Raw genomic sequence first — 20,152 nt, forward strand, 5'->3', positions numbered from 1 at the left:
GCCGGCAATGCGTCGCTAGCCGCCGATGTGGCCAAACAGGCCAACGATCAAGCCGATGCGGGTGCGGTCGTGGTGGCGCAGGCCCGCCACGGCATAGTCGGTCTCTCCGGTGAGATCGAGCAGGTGGCCGGGGTCATCGAATCCCTGGCGAGCCAGACCGACTCCATCGGCAGCATACTCGACACCATCCGCAGCATCTCGGAGCAGACCAACCTGCTGGCACTGAACGCCGCCATCGAGGCCGCCCGCGCCGGTGAACAGGGCCGCGGCTTCGCCGTGGTGGCCGACGAGGTGCGCAACCTCGCCAGCCGCTCCGCCGCCTCCACCGCCGAGATCCAGGGCATGATCAACCGCCTCCAGGAGCAGAGCGCCCGCGCCGTCAGCGCCATGGCCCAGGGCCGCAACCAGAGTCTGGAAGTGGTGACCCAGGCCGATGCCGCCAACGGGGCGCTCGGCCAGATCACCGCCCACATCACCCAGATCAGCGACATGAACATCCAGGTCGCCACCGCCACCGAGGAGCAATCCAGCGTGGTGGGCGAGATCAACCGCAACGTGGAGGACATCAACCAGCTCACCACAGAGACAGCCGACATAGCCCACCAGCTGACCGCGTCCAGCCGCAGTCTGCAGCAGCTCTCCGGCGAGCTCGACAAGCTGGTCGGCAACTTCCGCCTCTAGTCTTCCCCTTCCCCTCAGACCAACCACAGGGAGCGTCACGACGCGCCCTGTGGTTTCAACGGCGACCCGCCTGCCTGTCTCATCTCCTGGCAAACAAGCACAGGGCCGGAGGCACTGTGGTGCCATGGTACTCCCCGCCGAATCCGGGAAGACCCCGCGCAACAGCCACAAAAAAGCCGCTCCGAAGAGCGGCTTTTCATCTTGGCGGAGAGAAGAGACTTACTTCTTCTTCTTGGCCTTGGCGTTCGGCAGGTCGGTGATGGAACCTTCGAACACTTCGGCTGCCAGGCCCACGGACTCGTGCAGAGTCGGGTGAGCGTGGATGGTCAGCGCCAGATCTTCGGCGTCGGCACCCATCTCGATGGCCAGACCGATCTCACCCAGCAGCTCACCACCGTTGGTACCGACGATGGCACCACCGATGACGCGGTTGCTGTCCTTGTCGAAGATCAGCTTGGTCATGCCGTCGGCGCAATCGGAGGCGATGGCGCGGCCGGAGGCAGCCCAGGGGAAGGTGGCGACTTCGAAGTTCAGGCCCTGTTGCTTGGCTTCCTTCTCGGTCAGACCGACCCAAGCCATCTCTGGCTCTGTGTAGGCGATGGACGGGATCACTTTCGGGTCGAAGTAGTGCTTCTTGCCGGCGATGACTTCGGCCGCCACGTGGCCTTCGTGCACACCCTTGTGGGCCAGCATCGGCTGACCGACGATGTCACCGATGGCGTGGATGTGGGCCACGTTGGTACGCAGCTGCTTGTCCACTTCGATGAAACCGCGCTCGTTGACGGCAACACCGGCTTTCTCGGCGTCCATCAGCTTGCCGTTCGGCACACGACCGACCGCGACCAGCACGTTGTCGTAGCGAACCGGTTCGGCCGGGGCGTGCTTGCCTTCGTAGGAGACGTACAGTCCGTCTTCACGGGCTTCAACTGCGGTGACCTTGGTCTCCAGCATGATGTTGAATTTCTTGGCAACGCGCTTGGTGTAGATCTTGACGATGTCTTTGTCGGCAGCCGGTACCAGCTGATCGGCAAATTCCACCACGTCGATCTCGGAACCCAGGGAGGAGTAAACGGTCCCCATCTCCAGGCCGATGATGCCGCCGCCGATAACCAGCAGCTTGCCCGGTACTGTGGTCAGTTCCAGCGCATCGGTTGAATCCCAGACGCGGGGGTCATCGTGGGGGATGAAGGGCAGCTTCACCGGACGGGAACCGGCCGCGATGATGGCGTTGTCGAAGGTCACTGTGGTCTTGCCGTCGGCGCCTTCTACCTCGAGGGTGTTCGGGCCGGTGAACTTGCCGAAGCCGTTCACAACCTGGACTTTACGCATCTTGGCCATGCCGGCCAGACCGCCGGTCAGCTGGTTGATGACCTTCTCTTTCCACAGACGCACCTTGTCGATGTCGGTCTGCGGGGCACCGAAGACGATGCCGTGCTCGGCCAGCGCCTTGGCTTCTTCGATCACTTTGGCAACGTGCAGCAGCGCCTTGGAGGGGATGCAGCCCACGTTCAGGCAGACGCCACCCAGGGTGGAGTAGCGCTCGACGATAACGGTATCCAGACCCAGATCGGCGGCACGGAAAGCAGCGGAATAACCGGCAGGGCCAGCACCCAGTACTACGACCTGAGTTTTGATTTCTTTACTCATCATGACCTCTTTGTCGTTCTATATCCCCGGACAGCACAGTCTTATGCCAAAGAAGGCGGCTGCAGCCGTGAAAAAAACGGGGCAAGTTTATAATTTTGTTAATGAAATGAGAAGTGAAAAGGGCGAGCTCTGTGCTCGCCCTCTCATTTACATTTACAGAACCAGTCGACGAATGTCGGACAGCACACCACTCAGGGTGGTGACGAAGCGAGCACCGTCGGCGCCGTCGATGACGCGGTGGTCATAGCTCAGTGCCAGCGGCAGCATCAGACGCGGCACGAACTCCTTGCCGTTCCACTTCGGCTTCATCTCGGACTTGGAAACGCCCAGGATGGCCACTTCCGGCGCGTTGACGATCGGGGTAAAGCTGGTACCGCCGATGCCACCCAGGCTGGAGATGGTGAAGCAACCGCCCTGCATGTCGGCAGCGGTCAGCTTGCCGGCACGGGCCTTCTTGGAGATCTCGGCGAGATCGCGGGACAGCTCATAGATGCCCTTCTTGTTGACGTCGCGAACGACCGGTACGACCAGGCCCCCCGGAGTGTCAACCGCCACACCGATGTGGATGTACTTCTTCATGATCAGCTTGCTGCCGTCTTCGGACAGGGCGCTGCAGAAGCGCGGGTGCGCTTCCAGGGCCTTGGCGGCGGCTTTCAGGATGAACACCAGCGGGGTGATCTTCACATCCAGCTTCTGCTTCTCGGCCAGCATGTTCTGCTCTTTGCGGAAGGCTTCCAGATCCGTGGTATCGGCTTCGTCGAACTGGGTGACATGAGGGATCATGGCCCAGTTGCGGTGCAGGGCAGGACCGGAGATCTTCTGGATCCGGGTCAGTTCCAGCTCTTCGACCGGACCGAACTTGCTGAAGTCTACCTTCGGCCATGGCAGCACGTTCATGCCGTTGCCATTACCGGTACCGGCAGCAGGAGCGGACTCGGCGCGCTTGACCGCATCCTTCACGTAAGCCTGCACGTCTTCTTTGACGATGCGACCCTTGCGACCGGAGGCCTTCACCTTGGCCAGGTTGACGCCGAACTCGCGAGCCAGACGACGAACCGCCGGGGAGGCGTGAACATAGGCATCGTTGGCGACGAAGTCGGAGGCAGCGGCAGCCGGGGCAGCAGCCTGAGCAACCGGCGCAGCGGCAGCAACAGGTGAGGCAACGGGGGCAGCAGCCTGGGCAACCGGGGCGGCGGCAGGGGCAGCACCAGCCACTTCGAACACCATGATCAGGGAACCGGTGGAGACCTTGTCACCCGCCTTCACCTTGATCTCCTTGACCACACCGGCGAACGGTGCAGGGACTTCCATGGAGGCCTTGTCACCTTCCACGGCGATCAGGGACTGGTCGGCTTCGACCTTGTCACCCACGGCGACCATGATCTCGGTGACTTCCACTTCGTCACCGCCGATGTCAGGTACGTTGACCTCTTTGGCAGCGGCGGCAACCGGGGCAGCAGCCACGGGAGCGGCGGCTTGAGCCGGAGCAGCCACAGCAGCAGGCGCAGCGCCAGCCACTTCGAATACCATCACCAGGGAACCGGTAGAGACCTTGGCGCCGGCGGCGACCTTGATCTCGACCACGCGGCCCGCGAACGGCGCCGGCACTTCCATGGAGGCCTTGTCACCTTCCACGGCGATGATGGACTGGTCGGCTTCAACCATGTCGCCCACGGCAACCATGATCTCGGTCACTTCGACTTCGTCGTCACCTATGTCAGGTACGTGCACGTCTTTGGCAGCGGCAGCAACAGGGGCAGCCGGTGCGGCGGCAACCGGAGCGGCAGCCTGAGCCGGAGCGGCGGCGGCAGCGCCTTCCGCTTCGAAGATCATGATCTGGGAACCGGTGGCAACCTTGTCACCCACCTTGATCAGGATCTCTTTGACGATACCCGCGGCCGGAGCCGGGACTTCCATGGAGGCCTTGTCACCTTCCACGGCAATCAGGGACTGGTCGAGCTCGACCTTGTCACCCACGGCGACCATGATCTCGGTCACTTCAACTTCATCGGCACCGATATCCGGCACCATAATCTGTTTGGACATTGTGCTTTATCCTCTTACGCGTACGTTTATCGCGTTAACCTTGGCAAGAGCAGGTTCCGGCTCGTTGTTGCCGTCCGGACCCTGTATGTCCTCTTACCCTTATGTCGCATTAACCTGGGCAAGGCCCTGTCCGGCACGCAAGTCCGGACAGGGCGCTCAATCCTCTTACGCGTACAGCGGGTTAACCTTGTCGGCATCGATGCCGTACTTGGCGATGGCGTCGGCCACAACCTGCTTGTCGATCTCACCGCGCTTGGCCAGTTCGGTCAGGGCAGCAACGACGACATAGAACTCGTTCACTTCGAAGTGACGACGCAGGTTGGCACGGCTGTCGGAACGGCCATAACCATCGGTACCCAGTACACGGTAGTTCTCGGTCGGCACGAAGGCACGCACCTGCTCGGCGAAGGACTTCATGTAGTCGGTCGCGGCTATGGTGGCTTCGGAACCCAGTACCGAGGTGATGTAGGGCACACGGGCGGCCGCAGTCGGGTGCAGCATGTTCCAGCGATCGGCGTCCTGACCATCACGAGCCAGCTCGTTGAAGGAGGTCACGCTGAACACGTCGGAACCCACGCCGTATTCGCTCGCCAGGATCTGGGCGGCGGTACGGACGTGGCCCAGGATGGAGCCACAACCCAGCAGCTGTACCTTGGCCTTGTTACCGGCCACGGATTCCAGCTTGTAGATACCCTTGCGGATACCTTCCTCGGCGCCTTCCGGCATGGCCGGCATCGCATAATTTTCATTGAGAGTGGTGATGTAGTAGAAGACGTTCTCCGGCTTCTCACCGTACATGCGGCGCAGGCCGTCCTGCACGATCACCGCCACTTCATAGGCGTAGGACGGATCGTAGGAGATGCAGTTCGGGATGGTGCCGGCCAGGATGTGGCTGTGACCATCTTCGTGCTGCAGACCTTCACCGTTGAGGGTGGTACGACCGGAGGTCGCGCCCAGCAGGAAGCCACGGGCTTGCTGGTCACCGGCTGCCCACGCCATGTCGCCGATCCGCTGGAAGCCGAACATGGAGTAGTAGATGTAGAACGGGATCATCGGGCAATCGTTGGTGCTGTAAGAGGTCGCAGCAGCCAGCCAGGAGGACATGGCGCCCAGCTCGTTGATGCCGTCTTGCAGAACCTGACCCTGCTTGTCTTCCTTGTAATAGGAGACGATGTCGCGGTCTTGCGGGGTGTACTGCTGACCGTGCGGGCTGTAGATGCCGATCTGACGGAACAGACCTTCCATACCGAAGGTACGGGCTTCGTCGGCCAGGATCGGAACGATGCGCTTGCCGATAGACTTGTCTTTCAGCAGCACGTTCAGGGAACGCACGAACGCCATTGTGGTGGAGATCTCGCGCGCCTGCTCACCCAGCAGCGGGCCGAAGGCATCCAGAGCCGGGATTTCCAGCTTGGTGGTGCTCTCGCGCAGACGGGTCGGTACATAGCCCTTCAGCGCGGCACGGCGAGCGTGCAGGTACTTGTGCTCTTCGGTACCTTCTTCGATCTTCAGGTACGGCAACTCTTCCAGCTGCTCGTCGGTGACCGGCAGGCTGAAACGATCGCGCAGGTGACGAACTGAGCCCAGATCCATCTTCTTGACCTGGTGAGCGATGTTCTTGCCTTCGGCCGCTTCGCCCATGCCATAACCCTTGATGGTCTTGGCCAGGATGACGGTCGGCTTGCCCTTGGTCGCTGCGGCCTTGGAGAAGGCGGCGAACAATTTACGGGGGTCGTGACCACCGCGGTTCAGGGCGAAGATCTCCTCGTCGGTCATGTCTTTGACCAGGGCGGCAGTTTCCGGATAACGGTTGAAGAACTGCTCACGGACGTAAGCGCCGTCGCGGGACTTCATGGTCTGATAGTCGCCATCCACGGTTTCGTTCATCAGCTGGATCAGCTTGCCGGAAGTGTCTTTCTTCAGCAGCTCATCCCACTTGCGACCCCAGATGACCTTGGTGACATCCCAGCCGGCGCCTGCGAACAGACCTTCCAGCTCGTTGATGACCTTGCCGTTGCCGACAACAGGACCGTCCAGACGCTGCAGGTTGCAGTTGACCACGAAGACCAGGTTGTCGAGCTTTTCACGCACGGCAACGGTCAGGGCGCCCTTGGCTTCCGGCTCGTCCATCTCGCCGTCACCCAGGAAGGCGTACACGGTCTGCTCGGAGCAATCCTTGATACCACGGTCGGTCAGGTACTTCAGGAAGCGAGCCTGATAGATGGCGGCGATGGGGCCCAGACCCATGGAAACGGTCGGGAACTGCCAGAAGTCCGGCATCAGTTTCGGGTGCGGGTAGGAAGGAATGCCCTTGCCGTCCACTTCCTGACGGAAGTTGTCCAGCTGCTCTTCGGTCAGACGACCTTCGGCGAATGCACGGGCGTAGATGCCCGGGGAGATGTGACCCTGGAAGTAGACCAGATCGCCACCGTCCTTCTCGCTGCGAGCGCGGAAGAAGTGGTTGTAGCAGACTTCGTAGATGGTCGCGGAAGAGGCGAAGGAAGACATGTGACCACCGAGGTCCAGGTCTTTCTTGGAGGCGCGCAGCACTATCATCATGGCATTCCAGCGGATGATGGCGCGGATGCGACGTTCCATCTCCAGGTCGCCCGGGTAAGCCGGTTCGTCGCTGGCAGGAATGGTGTTGATGTAGTCGCGATTCGCCTTCTCAGCCACGTCAACACCGCTAACGCGTGCCTTCTCAGTAAGCTGTTCAAGGATGAACTGAGCGCGTTGCGGACCCTCTTCACGCAGCAGGGATTCCAGAGAGGCAAGCCACTCCAGCGTTTCTATCGGGTCCACATCGTTCTTCAGGATATCAGACATGGCTGGTTCCTATTTTGTTGTGATTGCACGGCATTGCACGGCGAAGGGCGCAAGCATTCGACAATAGAGCCTTGTGGGATTAGTTATCCTGCTGACGGATCCGACGCATGGATCGCTGGATCCGGCTGTCTTCCCTCTGCATATCCAACAAGGTGTCCTCGATAAAGGCCAGATGCTCATGACAAGCAGCCCTGGCCCGCTCCGGAGCCCCCGACAGGATAGCCTCGATCAGGCTCGCACGATGGCGACGGATCTTGGCTACCACTCCCGGACGGCGATTCAAAATCTCGTTATTTCGTAAAATGTTCTGTTCGAGCATGGGGCCCATGGCCCGCAGCAGGTGCAGCAGCACCACGTTGTGGGACGCCTCCGCCACCGCCAGATAGAACTGGGTGACGGCGGTCGACTCGACCACCAGCGACCCCTGCTGACCCGCCTCTTCGATGGCGGACTGCGCCAGACGGATCCGCTCGAAGTCGGCCTCAGTCCCCCGCAGCGCGGCATAGTAGGCACAGATGCCTTCCAGCGCGTGACGAAACTCCAGCAGGTCATACTGGGCTTCCGGGTGGGTACTGAGCAGTTCGAACAGGGGATCGGCGATCCCCTTGCTCAAGGCATTCTGTACATAGGTGCCACCGCCCTGACGGCGATACAAGAGTCCCCTCGCTTCCAGACGCTGGATGGCTTCGCGCAGGGAAGGCCGCGACACCTGAAACTGGATGGCGAGTTCCCGCTCGGGGGGCAGCTTCTGCCCCGGCTGCAAGCTGCCTTCCAGAATCATGCTTTCCAGCTCGGCGACTATGGCGTCGGCCAGCTTGGGCTGAGTTATCTTGATATAGGGCATGAGGCTACTTTGTTAAATTGGTATTACCAATTCTATGATTGGGGCGAAAATTAGCAGAGGGCTTGGAAAAAGTCCACCCAAAATATGATCTGCATCAAGAACGATGCTTGCCACTTTAGGGGTAAAAAAGCGAAATCATGATATAGCTCATAGAAAATGGTCTGACCAATATTTATGAGCTTGCTCACAGATAACATTTGGCCAACAGCATGAAAAATGGCTCACCCAAAAGGCAAGCCATTGATTTTAAAAACACAAACTAATGTTTGGATTTTTTACTCAAAGTTGAGCATTCCGCGATATCGCTGCCATTCGAAACTGGTGCCAGGATCCGTCTTGCGGCCCGGCGCTATGTCACAATGGCCGACGATGCGTGATGCCGTCACCTCGGGATACTGATCAGAAATGGCCCGACTGAGGCTTGCCAGCACCTCATACTGCGCATCGCTGTACGGCAGCTCGTCGGTTCCTTCCAGCTCGATGCCGATGGAGAAGTCGTTGCACGCCTCCCGCCCCTCCCAGCTCGATACTCCCGCATGCCAGGCTCGCGCAGTGAACGGCACATATTGCACCAGCTCACCGTCGCGCCGGATCAGACAGTGGGCCGAAACCCTCAGTTGATGAATGCCGGCAAAGTAAGGGTGGGCGTCGGGATCGAGGCGACCGAGAAACAGATCGTCGATCCAGGGGCCGCCAAATTCTCCCGGTGGCAGGCTGATGCCGTGTATCACCAGCAGGGAGATGTCGTGCGGACCGATCCGTTCATTGTGATGGGGCGAAGGCACCCTGCGGGCCTGTTCACACCACCCTGCGCGATCGATGGAAAAAATGGTTGTGGGTTCAGTCATCGTCTACTCGACTCACAATGGGGAGAGGGACGTCATGGACTGTGCCCGCCGCCGCAAGAAACCGGAAACAAGCCTCTGAATCCATGGGTAAAGCTGTGTTAGGCTGAGCCATCACTTGCAAGGCACTGGACCCCATATGCACCCGATGGCACGCCGTCTCTGGCTGCTGGCCTGGCTCTCACTGCTGGGTCTGCTGACCCTTTACTTCTACTCCAGCGCCAAACCTAGCGTGACCGCCAGCGGGGAGCTGCTGCTCAAGGCCGATGCCAGTGGTCACTATCGTCTGGAGGGTGCCATCAACGACCAGCCGGTGCAACTGCTGCTGGACACGGGAGCCACCCGGGTAACCATACCGAGCCAGGTGGCGTCACGCCTCGGCCTCGTCACCACCGGTCGCAGCCGGGTCAATACGGCTGCGGGCCAGCTCCAGGTCGAGACGGGCCGGATCGAAAGCCTGGCGATGGGCCCACTGACCCTGTACGATTTGTCCGTCTTTATCAATCCGGCTGCCGACGGGGAGGAGATCCTGGTGGGCATGAATGCCCTGGGCCGGCTGGAATTACGTCAGAAAGACAGGCAGTTGCTTCTCAGACCCTTGCAGGAATAAGGCATGTTACAACAGGACATCAGCCGCGCCGTGCGCGCCGCACTACTCGAAGACTTGGGCGATGCCCTCACCGCACTGGATCAACCGGATGCCAGCGCCGATATCACGGCCCAGTTGATCCCGGCCGATCGCATCTCGACGGCGCGCGTCATCACTCGCGAGGCCGGCGTATTCTGCGGCCAGCCCTGGGTCGACGAGGTGTTTGCCCAGCTCGGCGGCGAGGTCAAGGTTGAGTGGAGGGTTCAGGATGGTGAGCGCCTCTCCCCCAATCAGGAGCTGTTCCGCCTCCACGGCCCGGCCCGGGCGCTGCTGACCGGCGAGCGCAATGCCCTGAACTTCGTGCAGACCCTGTCCGGGGTCGCCACCCTGACCGCCCGCTACGTGGCCGAGCTGGAAGGGACCGAGTGTCGCCTGCTCGACACCCGCAAGACCCTGCCCGGCTTGCGCAGCGCCCAGAAATATGCCGTCACCTGCGGCGGCGGCAAAAACCACCGTATCGGTCTGTTTGATGCCTACCTCATCAAGGAGAACCACATCCTCGCCTGCGGCGGCATCCGGGAAGCCATCACAGAAGCGCGCCGCCTCAACCCGGGCAAACCGGTGGAAGTGGAGGTCGAATCCCTGGCCGAGCTGGAGCAGGCGCTGACCGCCCAGGCTGACATAGTGATGCTGGACAACTTTGACGTGCCCATGATGAAGGAAGCCGTGCGTCTGAACCTGGGCCGCGCCAGGCTGGAGGTCTCCGGCAACGTCACTCTGGAGACGCTGGCCGATTATGCCGCCACCGGCGTCGACTTTATCTCGGTGGGAGCACTGACCAAGCACGTGCGGGCGCTGGACCTGTCGATGCGCTTCATCGAAAGCTGAGCGAGCAGAACGAGTCCACCTGGCCCAAAAATATTACAGGGCTCGAAACTTGCAAAAGGCGCCATCGGCGCCTTTTCTATATGCAGGATCCCACGACATAAGGAGTGTGAAGATGGGCCCTCCCCAATCTTGAGAAGCGTCATTGGAGACCATTTAATCCTTGATTTTGCTATCATTTTCACTAAATGACAGAAAAGTGGTTAACAAGGGCCCTGCCTCTGTTGCCAACCCGAAGCGCTCGGATAAGATGCTGGAGTGTGGATAGATTTCCACCAGCACTTTTCAGGAACCATGGACAAAAGGATATTTGACATGAAAAGACAGTCAGGGTTTACGCTAATCGAATTGATGATAGTCGTTGCGATCGTCGCCATTCTGGCCGCCATCGCGTTGCCGGCGTATCAGACCTATACCAAACGAGCAAAATTTTCAGAAGTTATTGCAGCCACAGGTCCAGCCAAAACGGCTGTCGAAGTCTGCGTGCAGGGCTCCACAGATGCGGTTAATGCCGCCCTTATGGGTACATGCGCCTCTGCGGGTGATGCCGCAGTCTCAGGTGCCTTTGATACGACGAACATTACTTCTGTTGATGCCTCAACAAATAGCGCAAGCGGCGCTGTTGGGGTAACTATCACCGCCACAGGCACCGCTGCGACCTTTGGTACAGCTTCAACATATTCACTAATTGGTACTGCCAATGCGACCACGAAGCAGGTTACTTGGGTTGTATCTGGATCATGTAAAACCGATGGCATGTGCTAACGCATGACCTCTAGCCTCAATAGCGGCCTGGCGACCAGCCTGGCCGCCTCTTCCCTCCTCAGCGAGCCGGATTCACAACGCTATCTGAGCCAGGCCAGGGCGCAGCGCAAGCCCTTTGTCACCTTCCTGATCGAGAACGACATCCTCGACAGCAAAGCGCTGGCGGATTTCTGCGAGCTGGAATATGGGGTACCTCTGCTGGATCTTGCCGCCTTCGACCTGGCCGAGATCCCGCAGAAGTACCTCAATCAGAAGCTTATCGAGAAACATCATGTGCTGCCCATCTACACCCAGGGCCACACCCTCTATATCGCCATGTCGGACCCGACCAATGTGTCGGCCCTGGAGGATTTCGGCTTCAGCTTCGGCCTGCACACTGAAGCCTTGCTGGTCGAGGAGAGCAAGCTCACCGCCGCCCTCGGCAAGCTGATGGACACCGAGCAGGACACCCTGGGCATGGATCACATCGACGAGGCCGAGATCTCGGAGCTCGAGGTGTCCGATGAGGGTTCGCGCCTCGACGAGAGCGTCAATACTGCCGACGACGATGCCCCCATAGTCAAATACATCCATAAAATCATGATGGATGCCATCAAGCGTGGCGCATCCGACCTGCATTTCGAACCCTATGAGACCAAGTACAGGATCCGCTTCCGGATCGACGGCATACTGCATGAAGTCGCGACCCCACCGGTCAATCTGGCGAACCGTTTCGCGGCCCGTCTCAAGGTGATGGCGAGACTCGATATCGCCGAGCGACGCCTGCCCCAGGATGGACGGATCAAGCTGAAGATCTCACGCAGCAGATCCATGGACATGCGGGTCAACACCCTGCCCACCATGTGGGGGGAGAAGATAGTCATCCGCTTGCTGGACTCGTCGGCAGCCCGCCTCAACCTCGATCAGCTTGGCTTCGACGATCGCCAGAAGGCGCAATACCTGCATGCACTCTCCAAGCCACAGGGCATGATACTGGTCACGGGCCCCACGGGCTCGGGCAAGACGGTGTCGCTCTATACAGGTCTCAACATTCTCAATACCAGCGAGGTCAACATCTCCACCGCCGAGGACCCGGTGGAGATCAACCTGCCCGGCGTCAACCAGGTGCAGATCAATCCCAAGGCGGGGCTCACCTTCGCCAGCGCCCTGCGCTCCTTCCTGCGCCAGGATCCCGACATCGTCATGGTGGGGGAAATACGGGATCTGGAAACCGCCGAGATTGCCATCAAGGCCGCCCAGACCGGTCACTTGGTACTATCAACCCTGCACACCAACTCGGCGGCCGAGACCCTGACCCGGATGATGAACATGGGGGTCCCCGCCTTCAACATCGCCTCCTCGGTGACCCTGATCATGGCCCAGCGTCTCGCCCGCAAGCTGTGCGATCACTGCAAGGCGCCCGAGGTGGTGCCCGACGCCGAACTGCAGGAGCTGGGCTTTACCCAGCAGCAGCTGGCCGCCGGACTGCGACTGTTCAAGCCGGTCGGCTGCAAGGAGTGTTCGGGAGGCTACAAAGGACGAGTCGGCATCTATGAAATCATGCTGATGTCGGACAACATTGCCAAGCTGATCATGCAGGGAGCCAACTCGCTGCAAATCGCCGCCATAGCCCAGAAGGAGGGCATGCGCACCCTGCGCACCTCCGGCCTGGAGAAGGCTCGCCTGGGGGTCACCAGCCTGGCCGAGATCAACAGGATCACCACGAACTGAATACGCAGTGTTCGAGTCATCAAGCCGGGTGAGGCCCATGCAGTCACCCTTTTGATGTTCTTCAAGCCAAGATGAGCCGGACAGGCAACACCCTCATCCGGCCACCGTCGCCCAATTGCAGGATGCAGTGATGGCAACATTAGCTCAAAAACAGAATGCACCAAAAAAGGTCTTCTCCTTCCGCTGGCACGGCGTCAATCGCAAGGGACAAAAGGTTTCCGGTGAGTTGCAGGCCGACAGCATTACGACCGTCAAGGCGGAGCTGCGCAAGCAGGGCGTCAATGTCACCAGGGTAAGCAAGCAGGGCCAGGGGATGTTTTCCAAGGGCGGCGCCAGGATCAAGCCGATGGACATCGCCGTCATCTCCCGCCAGATCACCACCATGCTCTCCGCCGGTGTGCCGCTGGTGCAGAGCCTGCAGATCATCGCCCGCGGCCACGAAAAAGCTGCAGTACGCGAGCTGATCGGCCAGATCGCCGCCGATGTGGAGACAGGCACCCCCCTGTCGGATGCGCTGCGTCGCCACCCCCGCCACTTCGATGCCCTCTACTGTGATCTGGTGGAGGCGGGGGAGCAGTCAGGCGCGCTGGAAACCATCTACGACCGGATTGCCATCTATCGCGAGAAGAGCGAGGCGCTCAAATCCAAAATAAAGAAGGCCATGTTCTATCCCGCCATGGTCATCCTGGTCGCCATCATAGTGACCTCCATACTGTTGCTGTTCGTCATCCCCCAGTTCGAAGAGATCTTCAAGAGCTTCGGGGCCGAGCTGCCCGCCTTCACCCGATTCATCATTGCCATCTCCCGCTTCATGCAGGATTGGTGGTACGCCATCTTCGGCGGCATAGCCCTGACAGTGTTCCTCTATGTGCGCGCCTGGCGCAGCTCCCAGAAGGTACGTGACAACACCGACAAGTTCATCCTCTCCATTCCGGTCGTTGGCAACATACTGCACAAGGCGGCCATGGCCCGTTTCGCCCGCACCCTCTCCACCACCTTCTCCGCCGGTATTCCCCTGGTGGATGCCCTGGTCTCCGCTGCCGGGGCCTCGGGCAACTATGTCTATCGCACGGCTACCCTGGCCATACGCAACGAGGTCGTGGCTGGCATGCAGATCAACGTCGCCATGCGCACCGTGGATCTGTTCCCTGACATGGTGATCCAGATGGTGATGATAGGTGAAGAGTCCGGCGCCATCGACGACATGCTCTCCAAGGTCGCCGCCATCTTCGAGCAGGAGGTGGACGACATGGTCGATGGTCTCACCAGCCTGCTCGAGCCCATCATAATGGTGGTGCTGGGGGTGCTGGTCGGCGGCATGGTCGTCGCCATGTACCTCCCCATCTTCAAGCTGGGCTCTGTGATACACTGAGCCCCTTCGGCAGAGCGACCAGCGGGCATGGCTCGTTCTGGTCCTCTGCCATCCTGATTCTCAACGCAAGCGGTTGATTTATGGTGCCTCTGATCGAACTGGCCCAGGGCCTGCCCTGGCTCTATCTCTCCCTGGTTTTTCTCTTCTCCCTGATGGTTGGCAGCTTCCTCAACGTGGTGATCCATCGCCTGCCCATCATGCTGGAGCGGGAGTGGCAGGCCGAATACAGTGACTACTTCGGCAGCGAAGTGGCCACCTCCCCCGCCGAGCCCTACAACCTGATGGTGCCGCGCTCCCGCTGCCCGCACTGCGATCACCCCATAGGCGCGCTGGAGAACATCCCCCTGTTGAGCTGGCTCTGGCTCAAGGGGCGCTGCCGGCAATGCAAGGCGCCTATCTCGGCCCGCTATCCCCTGGTCGAGCTGCTGACCGCCCTGTTGTCGGTCGCCGTCGCCGCGACCCTGGCTCCGGGATGGGGCACTCTGGCCGCGCTCTTGCTGACCTGGGTATTGATGGCCCTCACCTTCATCGATCTGGACAAGATGTTGCTGCCGGACCAACTCACCTTGCCGCTGCTGTGGGGCGGTCTGCTGTTCAATCTGGCGGGGGGCTTAGTGCCGCTGGCCGATGCGGTGATCGGTGCCATGGCTGGCTATCTGGTTCTCTGGAGCCTCTACTGGGCGTTCAAGTTGCTGACCGGCAAGGAGGGGATGGGCCATGGCGACTTCAAGCTGCTGGCGGCGCTCGGTGCCTGGCTGGGCTGGCAGGCGCTGCCCATAGTGCTGCTGCTCTCGTCACTGGTCGGCGCCATCATCGGCATAGGGCTCATACTGCTGCGCAACCATCATCAGGGCAAACCCATCCCCTTTGGCCCCTATCTCGCCATCGCGGGCTGGATAGCGCTGCTGTGGGGGGATAACATCACCCGCTGGTATCTGGACATAGTTCTCTAGCAAGGGGATCACAAATCTATGTATGTGGTAGCCATCACCGGCGGTATAGGCAGCGGCAAGACGACCGTCGCCAACCAGTTTGCGGCCCTGGGGATAGAGGTGGTCGATGCCGACCTGATTGCCCGCGAAGTGGTGGAGCCCGGCACGCCATCACTGACTGCCATCGTCAGCCATTTTGGTCCCGGCATCCTGGATGAACAGGGGCGACTGGACAGGCGAGCCCTGCGCGAGCGGATCTTCAGCGATCCGGCGGCCAAGTCCTGGCTCAATGCCCTGCTCCACCCGATCATCCGCAGCGAAATGCTGCGCCAATGCGCGGCTACCAACTCCCCCTACTGCCTGCTGGTGGTGCCCTTGCTGGTGGAAAACCGGCTCACCGAGCTGGCCGATAGAGTGCTGGTCATCGACGTGGATGAGGCGACCCAGATAGAGCGAACCTGTCGCCGGGACGGGGTCAGCCGAGAGCAGGCCCAGGCCATACTGGCCTCCCAGGCGAGCCGCAGCGAGCGTCTGGCGATGGCCGATGACGTGCTGGACAACCAGAGTGGCACGACTGAGACCATACGGGAGCGAATTTTAGCGCTGCACGAGACATATCTGGCATTTGCCTCTCAACAAGCCCCCCAAGTGTGAGTACACTAGGCCGGTTTATGGCTGGCCAGGATTAGGCATGATTTACGATTTTCCCCTCAACGAAAAAAGCCGGACCTATCTTCGTCTGGAGTCCCTGTTTTCCCAGATCCGCGACAATCTGGAGAGTGACCAGTCCTGGGCACACATCGCCTTCTTCAAGGGGTTGTTCGATTTGCAGGAGTTGCTGGAGCGCGGTGATTTGCGCGCCGATCTGATCAAGGATCTGGAGCGTCTCGGCCAGCGTCTGAGCCATTGGGCCAGCCTGCCGGACGTTGACCTCGAGCAGATCCAGCGGATGCAGCAGGAGAGCACCCAGCTTTCCCGCAGCCTGCTCAATTCGCCACGCCCCGGCGCCCGCCTGAAAGAGGATCGTCTGCTCGGATCCATCCGCCAGCGCTTCTCCATTCCAGGTGGCCTGTGCGCCTTCGACGTGCCACAACTGCACCACTGGCTGGTGACGCCTGCAGTGGCTCGCCATCAACAGATGCAGCAATGGCTTAGCGACATCAACCTGCTGATGAACGCCATCTCCCTGCTGCTGCGGCTGTGGCGTGAATCGGGCCACTTCAGCGATCAGGTTGCCACCAACGGCTTTTTCCAGGATACCGCCGAGGGGGCCGAGTTGATCCGCATCCGTCTGATCGGCTCCCAGTCCTGCTACCCGACCCTGAGCGGCCACAAGAACCGCTTCGCCCTGCGTTTTCTGCCCACCGCAGAACAACCGATTGGCGATGTGCCTTTCCAGCTTGCCTGCTGCTAAGGAGGGCCCATGGTAACCAAGGTAAAATGCCCGACCTGCCAGACTGAACTGGAATGGGGTCCCCAGAGCCCGTTTCGTCCCTTCTGCAGCAAGCGCTGCCAGCTGATCGATCTCGGCGAGTGGGCCGATGAAGAGAAGCGGATCCCGGGGGAGATCAATCCGGATCTGCTGCCGGATCCGGAAGAGGGCGACCAGTGGCTATAAGCCCTGATGGTTTCTCCTCTGCAAAATGAAAAAAGGGCCGATTGGCCCTTTTTTCATTGTCTCTTGCGACCGGCTCACGCCAGCGCGGCCTGCAGCCGCGCCACTATGGGGCCATTGGCATCGGGGAACTGGTAGTTATGCAGCTCTGCCAGCGGCACCCAGCGGCACTCCTGCCCTTCCTTGCCAAAGGGCTCGCCCAGGAAGCGGGTCACCTTCCAGATATCCAGCAACACCTGCTTGTCCGGATAGTCGTGGTGCAGCTCCATGAAGGGGGCGCAATCCTGCACCCGGATGCCTATCTCCTCCCACAGCTCCCTGTCGAGCGCGGTGAGCAGGTCTTCCCCCGACTCCACCTTGCCCCCGGGAAACTCCCAGCGATCACCCTGATGGCGATCGGAGGAGCGCTTGGCGATGAAGATATCGCCCCGTTCATTCTCGATGACGCCGACCGCCACCCAGATCCGCTTTTTCTGTTCCATCTTGTTACCTTTGCACTCAATGCCTGATCGGGTTGCTCTATGACCCCAACACCCGGCTGGGTGAGCTGCCGATGATGCCTAACATCCGATTTCGCGTCGCCATCTGACAAAAACAAGGCGGGCACCGGGCCCGCCTTGTCATGGCATCACGTCAATCAGGTCAACTGACCGTGACAATGCTTGTACTTCTTGCCTGATCCGCAGGGGCAGGGATCGTTGCGACCGACCTTCTGCTCGTCGCGCACGAAGGTCACCGGCGCCGCGTCGGCCTGGGTCTCTTCGTCGGCCAGCTGGTTCTCGGCGGCGGCATGGGTATAGGTGCGGGGAGCCGCTTCCGCCTGCTGGCGCTGCTGCTCTTCCATCGCCTCTACGTCGCGCTCCTGCACCTGAACCCGGCTCAGGATGCTGACCACGTCGCGCTTGAGGGTTTCCAGCATCTGGGTGAACAGATCGAAGGACTCGCGCTTGTACTCCTGCTTGGGGTTCTTCTGGGCGTAGCCGCGCAGATGAATGCCCTGACGCAGATGATCCATGGCCGCCAGATGCTCCTTCCAGAGGCCATCCAGGGTCTGCAGCATCACCGCCTTCTCGAAGTTGCGCAGCACATCGACGCCAACCAGCTCCTGCTTGTGGGCATAGAGCTTGGTGGCCTCTTCCAGGATGCGTTCGCGCAGCTTCTCTTCATAGAGCTTGTCGTCTTCCGCCAGCCACTGCTGCAGCGGCAGATCCAGCGCGAAATCGGACTTCAGGCGCGCTTCCAGACCCGGCACATCCCACATCTCTTCCAGGGACTGGGGCGGAATGTACTCGTCGATCACGCTGCCATAGACGTCATCGCGGATGACGTGGATGGTGTCGGAGATGTCGTTGGTGTCCAGCAGCTCGTTGCGCTGCTCATAGACCACCTTGCGCTGGTCGTTCGCCACGTCATCGAATTCGAGCAGGTTCTTACGGATGTCGAAGTTGCGACCTTCCACCTTGCGCTGAGCATTCTCGATGGCCTTGGTCACCCAGGGATGCTCTATGGCCTCGCCCTCTTCCATGCCCAGCTTCTTCATCATGCCGGTCACGCGATCGGAGGCGAAGATCCGCATCAGGGTATCTTCCATGGAGAGATAGAAGCGGGAGGAGCCCGGGTCACCCTGACGGCCGGAACGGCCGCGCAGCTGGTTGTCGATACGGCGGGATTCGTGACGCTCGGTACCGATAATGTGCAGGCCGCCAGAGGCCAGCACGGCGTCGTGACGCACCTGCCAGGCCGCTTTCAGCTCGGCAATCTGCTCGCTGGTCGGGTTCTCCAGCGCGGCGATCTCGGCCTGCCAGTTGCCCCCCAGCACTATGTCGGTACCACGACCGGCCATGTTGGTGGCTATGGTGACGGCGCCGGTCTGACCGGCCTGGGCAACGATTTCCGCTTCCATGGCGTGGAACTTGGCGTTCAGCACCTTGTGCGGGATGTTCTCCTTGGTCAGGATGCCGGACAGCAGTTCGGAGTTCTCGATGGAGACGGTACCGACCAGCACCGGCTGACCACGCTCGACGCAACCACGGATGTCTTCGACGATGGCGGCGTATTTTTCTTGGGCGGTCAGATAGACCAGATCGCCCATGTCCTTGCGCACCATCGGCTTGTTGGTCGGAATGACCACGGTATCCAGACCATAAATCTGCTGGAATTCAAAGGCTTCGGTATCCGCAGTCCCCGTCATCCCCGCCAGCTTGTCATAGAGACGGAAGTAGTTCTGGAAGGTGATGGAGGCCAGGGTCTGGTTCTCGTTCTGGATCTTGACCCCTTCCTTCGCCTCGACCGCCTGGTGCAGGCCGTCGGACCAGCGACGACCCGGCATGGTACGGCCGGTGTGCTCGTCGACGATGACGATCTCGTCCTTCTGGACTATGTAGTCGACGTTGCGTTCAAACAGGGTATGGGCACGCAGGCCGGCGTTGACGTGGTGCAGCAGGCTGATGTTGGTGGCGGAGAACAGGGAGTCCTCTTCCGCCAGCAGCCCCTCTTTCTTGAGCAGCTCTTCCACGAAGATCTGGCCGTTTTCGGTCAGCAGCGCCTGGCGGTTCTTCTCGTCCACAGTGTAGTGGCCGTCGCCGGTATACTCTTCCGAGTCTTCCTTGTCCTGCTTGACCAGCAGCGGGATCAGCTTGTTGATCTGGGTATACATGGCGGAGCTGTCTTCCGCCGGACCCGAGATGATCAGCGGGGTACGGGCTTCATCGATGAGCACCGAATCCACCTCATCCACCAGCGCGTAGTTGAGCGGGCGCTGCACGCGCTGCTCCGGCGAGAACGCCATGTTGTCGCGCAGGTAGTCGAAACCGAATTCGTTGTTGGTACCGTAAGTGATGTCGGCGGCGTAGGCGTCGCGCTTCTGGGACGCATCCATGCCGGGCACGTTGCAGTCGACCGTCATGCCGAGGAAGGTGAACAGCGGGCGGTTCGCCTCCGCATCACGCTTGGCCAGATAGTCATTCACCGTCACCACGTGCACACCGCGACCGGTCAACGCGTTCAGATAGGCCGGCAGAGTAGCAGTCAGCGTCTTACCTTCACCCGTCTTCATCTCGGCGATGCGGTTGGAGTTCAGCACCATGCCGCCGATCAGCTGCACGTCGAAGTGACGCATGCCGAACACCCGGCGGGACGCCTCGCGCACTGTGGCGAACGCTTCCGGCAACAGCTGCTCCAGGGTCTCACCCTGCTCCAGGCGCTGACGGTACTCGGCGGTCTTCGCCTGCAGCTCGCCATCGGACAAGGCCTCGAACTGAGGCTCCATCGCATTGATCTGTTTTACAATTTTGCGCAAAGCCTTGAGCGTTCTGTCGTTCCGGCTGCCGATAATCTTGGTGAGCAGTGTGCTAATCATGTGTACCAACTGTTTTGGTTATATAAGCGTTCCGTCA

17 protein-coding genes are annotated in these 20,152 nt (G+C 60.4%); 10 read left to right on the forward strand and 7 right to left on the reverse strand.

The features are described 5' to 3' along the window. Nucleotides 1-681: methyl-accepting chemotaxis protein (locus tag AB5Y91_RS14710; protein ID WP_368170142.1), on the forward strand; the 681-nt coding region annotated here is incomplete at its 5' end. 219 nt (nucleotides 682-900) lie between these two features. Here AB5Y91_RS14710 and lpdA read toward each other — a convergent pair. The 5 genes from lpdA to ampD form a co-directional block, all read right to left on the reverse strand. Further along, nucleotides 901-2,328, reverse strand: coding sequence for a dihydrolipoyl dehydrogenase (gene lpdA / locus AB5Y91_RS14715; RefSeq protein WP_106885664.1), 1,428 nt, complete (start codon nucleotides 2,326-2,328; stop codon nucleotides 901-903). A gap of 153 nt (nucleotides 2,329-2,481) precedes the next feature. Beyond that, entirely contained in the window at nucleotides 2,482-4,374 is a 1,893-nt protein-coding gene (gene aceF / locus AB5Y91_RS14720) for a pyruvate dehydrogenase complex dihydrolipoyllysine-residue acetyltransferase (RefSeq protein ID WP_368170143.1), read from the reverse strand. A gap of 165 nt (nucleotides 4,375-4,539) precedes the next feature. Continuing rightward, complete coding sequence (gene aceE / locus AB5Y91_RS14725) at nucleotides 4,540-7,200, reverse strand: pyruvate dehydrogenase (acetyl-transferring), homodimeric type (protein ID WP_033132345.1); 2,661 nt, start codon at nucleotides 7,198-7,200, stop codon at nucleotides 4,540-4,542. A 79-nt stretch (nucleotides 7,201-7,279) separates the two neighbouring features. Further along, entirely contained in the window at nucleotides 7,280-8,044 is a 765-nt protein-coding gene (pdhR, locus tag AB5Y91_RS14730; RefSeq protein ID WP_106885661.1) for a pyruvate dehydrogenase complex transcriptional repressor PdhR, read from the reverse strand. 275 nt (nucleotides 8,045-8,319) lie between these two features. Then, complete coding sequence (gene ampD / locus AB5Y91_RS14735) at nucleotides 8,320-8,892, reverse strand: 1,6-anhydro-N-acetylmuramyl-L-alanine amidase AmpD (protein WP_368170144.1); 573 nt, start codon at nucleotides 8,890-8,892, stop codon at nucleotides 8,320-8,322. 136 nt (nucleotides 8,893-9,028) lie between these two features. Here ampD and AB5Y91_RS14740 point away from each other — a divergent pair, with 136 nt between their 5' ends. From AB5Y91_RS14740 to yacG, 9 genes are all read left to right on the forward strand, one after another. Continuing rightward, nucleotides 9,029-9,499, forward strand: coding sequence for a TIGR02281 family clan AA aspartic protease (locus AB5Y91_RS14740; RefSeq protein WP_368170145.1), 471 nt, complete (start codon nucleotides 9,029-9,031; stop codon nucleotides 9,497-9,499). A gap of 3 nt (nucleotides 9,500-9,502) precedes the next feature. Continuing rightward, nucleotides 9,503-10,366 carry a carboxylating nicotinate-nucleotide diphosphorylase gene (gene nadC, locus AB5Y91_RS14745; protein ID WP_368170146.1) on the forward strand — a complete coding sequence of 288 codons (864 nt, stop codon included), beginning with the start codon at nucleotides 9,503-9,505 and terminating at the stop codon, nucleotides 10,364-10,366. Between the two features lie 312 nt (nucleotides 10,367-10,678). Beyond that, on the forward strand, nucleotides 10,679-11,128 hold the full coding sequence (locus tag AB5Y91_RS14750; protein WP_319863885.1) for a prepilin-type N-terminal cleavage/methylation domain-containing protein: 450 nt from the start codon (nucleotides 10,679-10,681) through the stop codon (nucleotides 11,126-11,128). 3 nt (nucleotides 11,129-11,131) lie between these two features. Next, the gene (gene tapB / locus AB5Y91_RS14755) at nucleotides 11,132-12,838 is read left to right on the forward strand and encodes a PilB family type IVa pilus assembly ATPase TapB (RefSeq protein WP_368170147.1); all 1,707 of its coding nucleotides are present in this window, start codon (nucleotides 11,132-11,134) and stop codon (nucleotides 12,836-12,838) included. Nucleotides 12,839-12,968: 130 nt separating this feature from the next. Beyond that, nucleotides 12,969-14,210, forward strand: a complete 1,242-nt coding sequence (locus AB5Y91_RS14760; RefSeq protein WP_106885656.1) for a type II secretion system F family protein — start codon at nucleotides 12,969-12,971, stop codon at nucleotides 14,208-14,210. Between the two features lie 80 nt (nucleotides 14,211-14,290). Then, nucleotides 14,291-15,163 (forward strand): A24 family peptidase, encoded by an 873-nt coding sequence (locus AB5Y91_RS14765; protein WP_368170148.1) that lies wholly within the window; start codon nucleotides 14,291-14,293, stop codon nucleotides 15,161-15,163. A gap of 18 nt (nucleotides 15,164-15,181) precedes the next feature. Further along, nucleotides 15,182-15,796 (forward strand): dephospho-CoA kinase, encoded by a 615-nt coding sequence (gene coaE / locus AB5Y91_RS14770; RefSeq protein ID WP_368170149.1) that lies wholly within the window; start codon nucleotides 15,182-15,184, stop codon nucleotides 15,794-15,796. 37 nt (nucleotides 15,797-15,833) lie between these two features. Next, the gene (gene zapD, locus AB5Y91_RS14775; RefSeq protein WP_162520171.1) at nucleotides 15,834-16,556 is read left to right on the forward strand and encodes a cell division protein ZapD; all 723 of its coding nucleotides are present in this window, start codon (nucleotides 15,834-15,836) and stop codon (nucleotides 16,554-16,556) included. A gap of 9 nt (nucleotides 16,557-16,565) precedes the next feature. Beyond that, nucleotides 16,566-16,760, forward strand: coding sequence for a DNA gyrase inhibitor YacG (yacG, locus tag AB5Y91_RS14780; protein ID WP_025328449.1), 195 nt, complete (start codon nucleotides 16,566-16,568; stop codon nucleotides 16,758-16,760). A 74-nt stretch (nucleotides 16,761-16,834) separates the two neighbouring features. Here yacG and mutT read toward each other — a convergent pair whose 3' ends face one another. Together mutT and secA are read right to left on the reverse strand one after the other, a co-directional pair. Next, entirely contained in the window at nucleotides 16,835-17,239 is a 405-nt protein-coding gene (gene mutT / locus AB5Y91_RS14785; RefSeq protein WP_111911126.1) for an 8-oxo-dGTP diphosphatase MutT, read from the reverse strand. Nucleotides 17,240-17,394: 155 nt separating this feature from the next. Next, a complete protein-coding gene (secA, locus tag AB5Y91_RS14790; RefSeq protein ID WP_111911128.1) occupies nucleotides 17,395-20,115 on the reverse strand; it encodes a preprotein translocase subunit SecA in 2,721 nt (906 codons plus the stop codon). Nucleotides 20,116-20,152: the final 37 nt, after the last annotated feature.

This window comes from Aeromonas sp. R4-3, assembly GCF_040908275.1.
GTDB lineage: Bacteria > Pseudomonadota > Gammaproteobacteria > Enterobacterales > Aeromonadaceae > Aeromonas > Aeromonas rivipollensis.

Coding starts and splice junctions, on each gene's coding strand:
- lpdA (WP_106885664.1), bottom strand. CDS start 2,328: ATGAGTAAAGAAATCAAAACTCAGGTCGTAGTACTGGGTGCTGGCCCT.
- aceF (WP_368170143.1), bottom strand. CDS start 4,374: ATGTCCAAACAGATTATGGTGCCGGATATCGGTGCCGATGAAGTTGAA.
- aceE (WP_033132345.1), bottom strand. CDS start 7,200: ATGTCTGATATCCTGAAGAACGATGTGGACCCGATAGAAACGCTGGAG.
- pdhR (WP_106885661.1), bottom strand. CDS start 8,044: ATGCCCTATATCAAGATAACTCAGCCCAAGCTGGCCGACGCCATAGTC.
- ampD (WP_368170144.1), bottom strand. CDS start 8,892: ATGACTGAACCCACAACCATTTTTTCCATCGATCGCGCAGGGTGGTGT.
- AB5Y91_RS14740 (WP_368170145.1), top strand. CDS start 9,029: ATGCACCCGATGGCACGCCGTCTCTGGCTGCTGGCCTGGCTCTCACTG.
- nadC (WP_368170146.1), top strand. CDS start 9,503: ATGTTACAACAGGACATCAGCCGCGCCGTGCGCGCCGCACTACTCGAA.
- AB5Y91_RS14750 (WP_319863885.1), top strand. CDS start 10,679: ATGAAAAGACAGTCAGGGTTTACGCTAATCGAATTGATGATAGTCGTT.
- tapB (WP_368170147.1), top strand. CDS start 11,132: ATGACCTCTAGCCTCAATAGCGGCCTGGCGACCAGCCTGGCCGCCTCT.
- AB5Y91_RS14760 (WP_106885656.1), top strand. CDS start 12,969: ATGGCAACATTAGCTCAAAAACAGAATGCACCAAAAAAGGTCTTCTCC.
- AB5Y91_RS14765 (WP_368170148.1), top strand. CDS start 14,291: ATGGTGCCTCTGATCGAACTGGCCCAGGGCCTGCCCTGGCTCTATCTC.
- coaE (WP_368170149.1), top strand. CDS start 15,182: ATGTATGTGGTAGCCATCACCGGCGGTATAGGCAGCGGCAAGACGACC.
- zapD (WP_162520171.1), top strand. CDS start 15,834: ATGATTTACGATTTTCCCCTCAACGAAAAAAGCCGGACCTATCTTCGT.
- yacG (WP_025328449.1), top strand. CDS start 16,566: ATGGTAACCAAGGTAAAATGCCCGACCTGCCAGACTGAACTGGAATGG.
- mutT (WP_111911126.1), bottom strand. CDS start 17,239: ATGGAACAGAAAAAGCGGATCTGGGTGGCGGTCGGCGTCATCGAGAAT.
- secA (WP_111911128.1), bottom strand. CDS start 20,115: ATGATTAGCACACTGCTCACCAAGATTATCGGCAGCCGGAACGACAGA.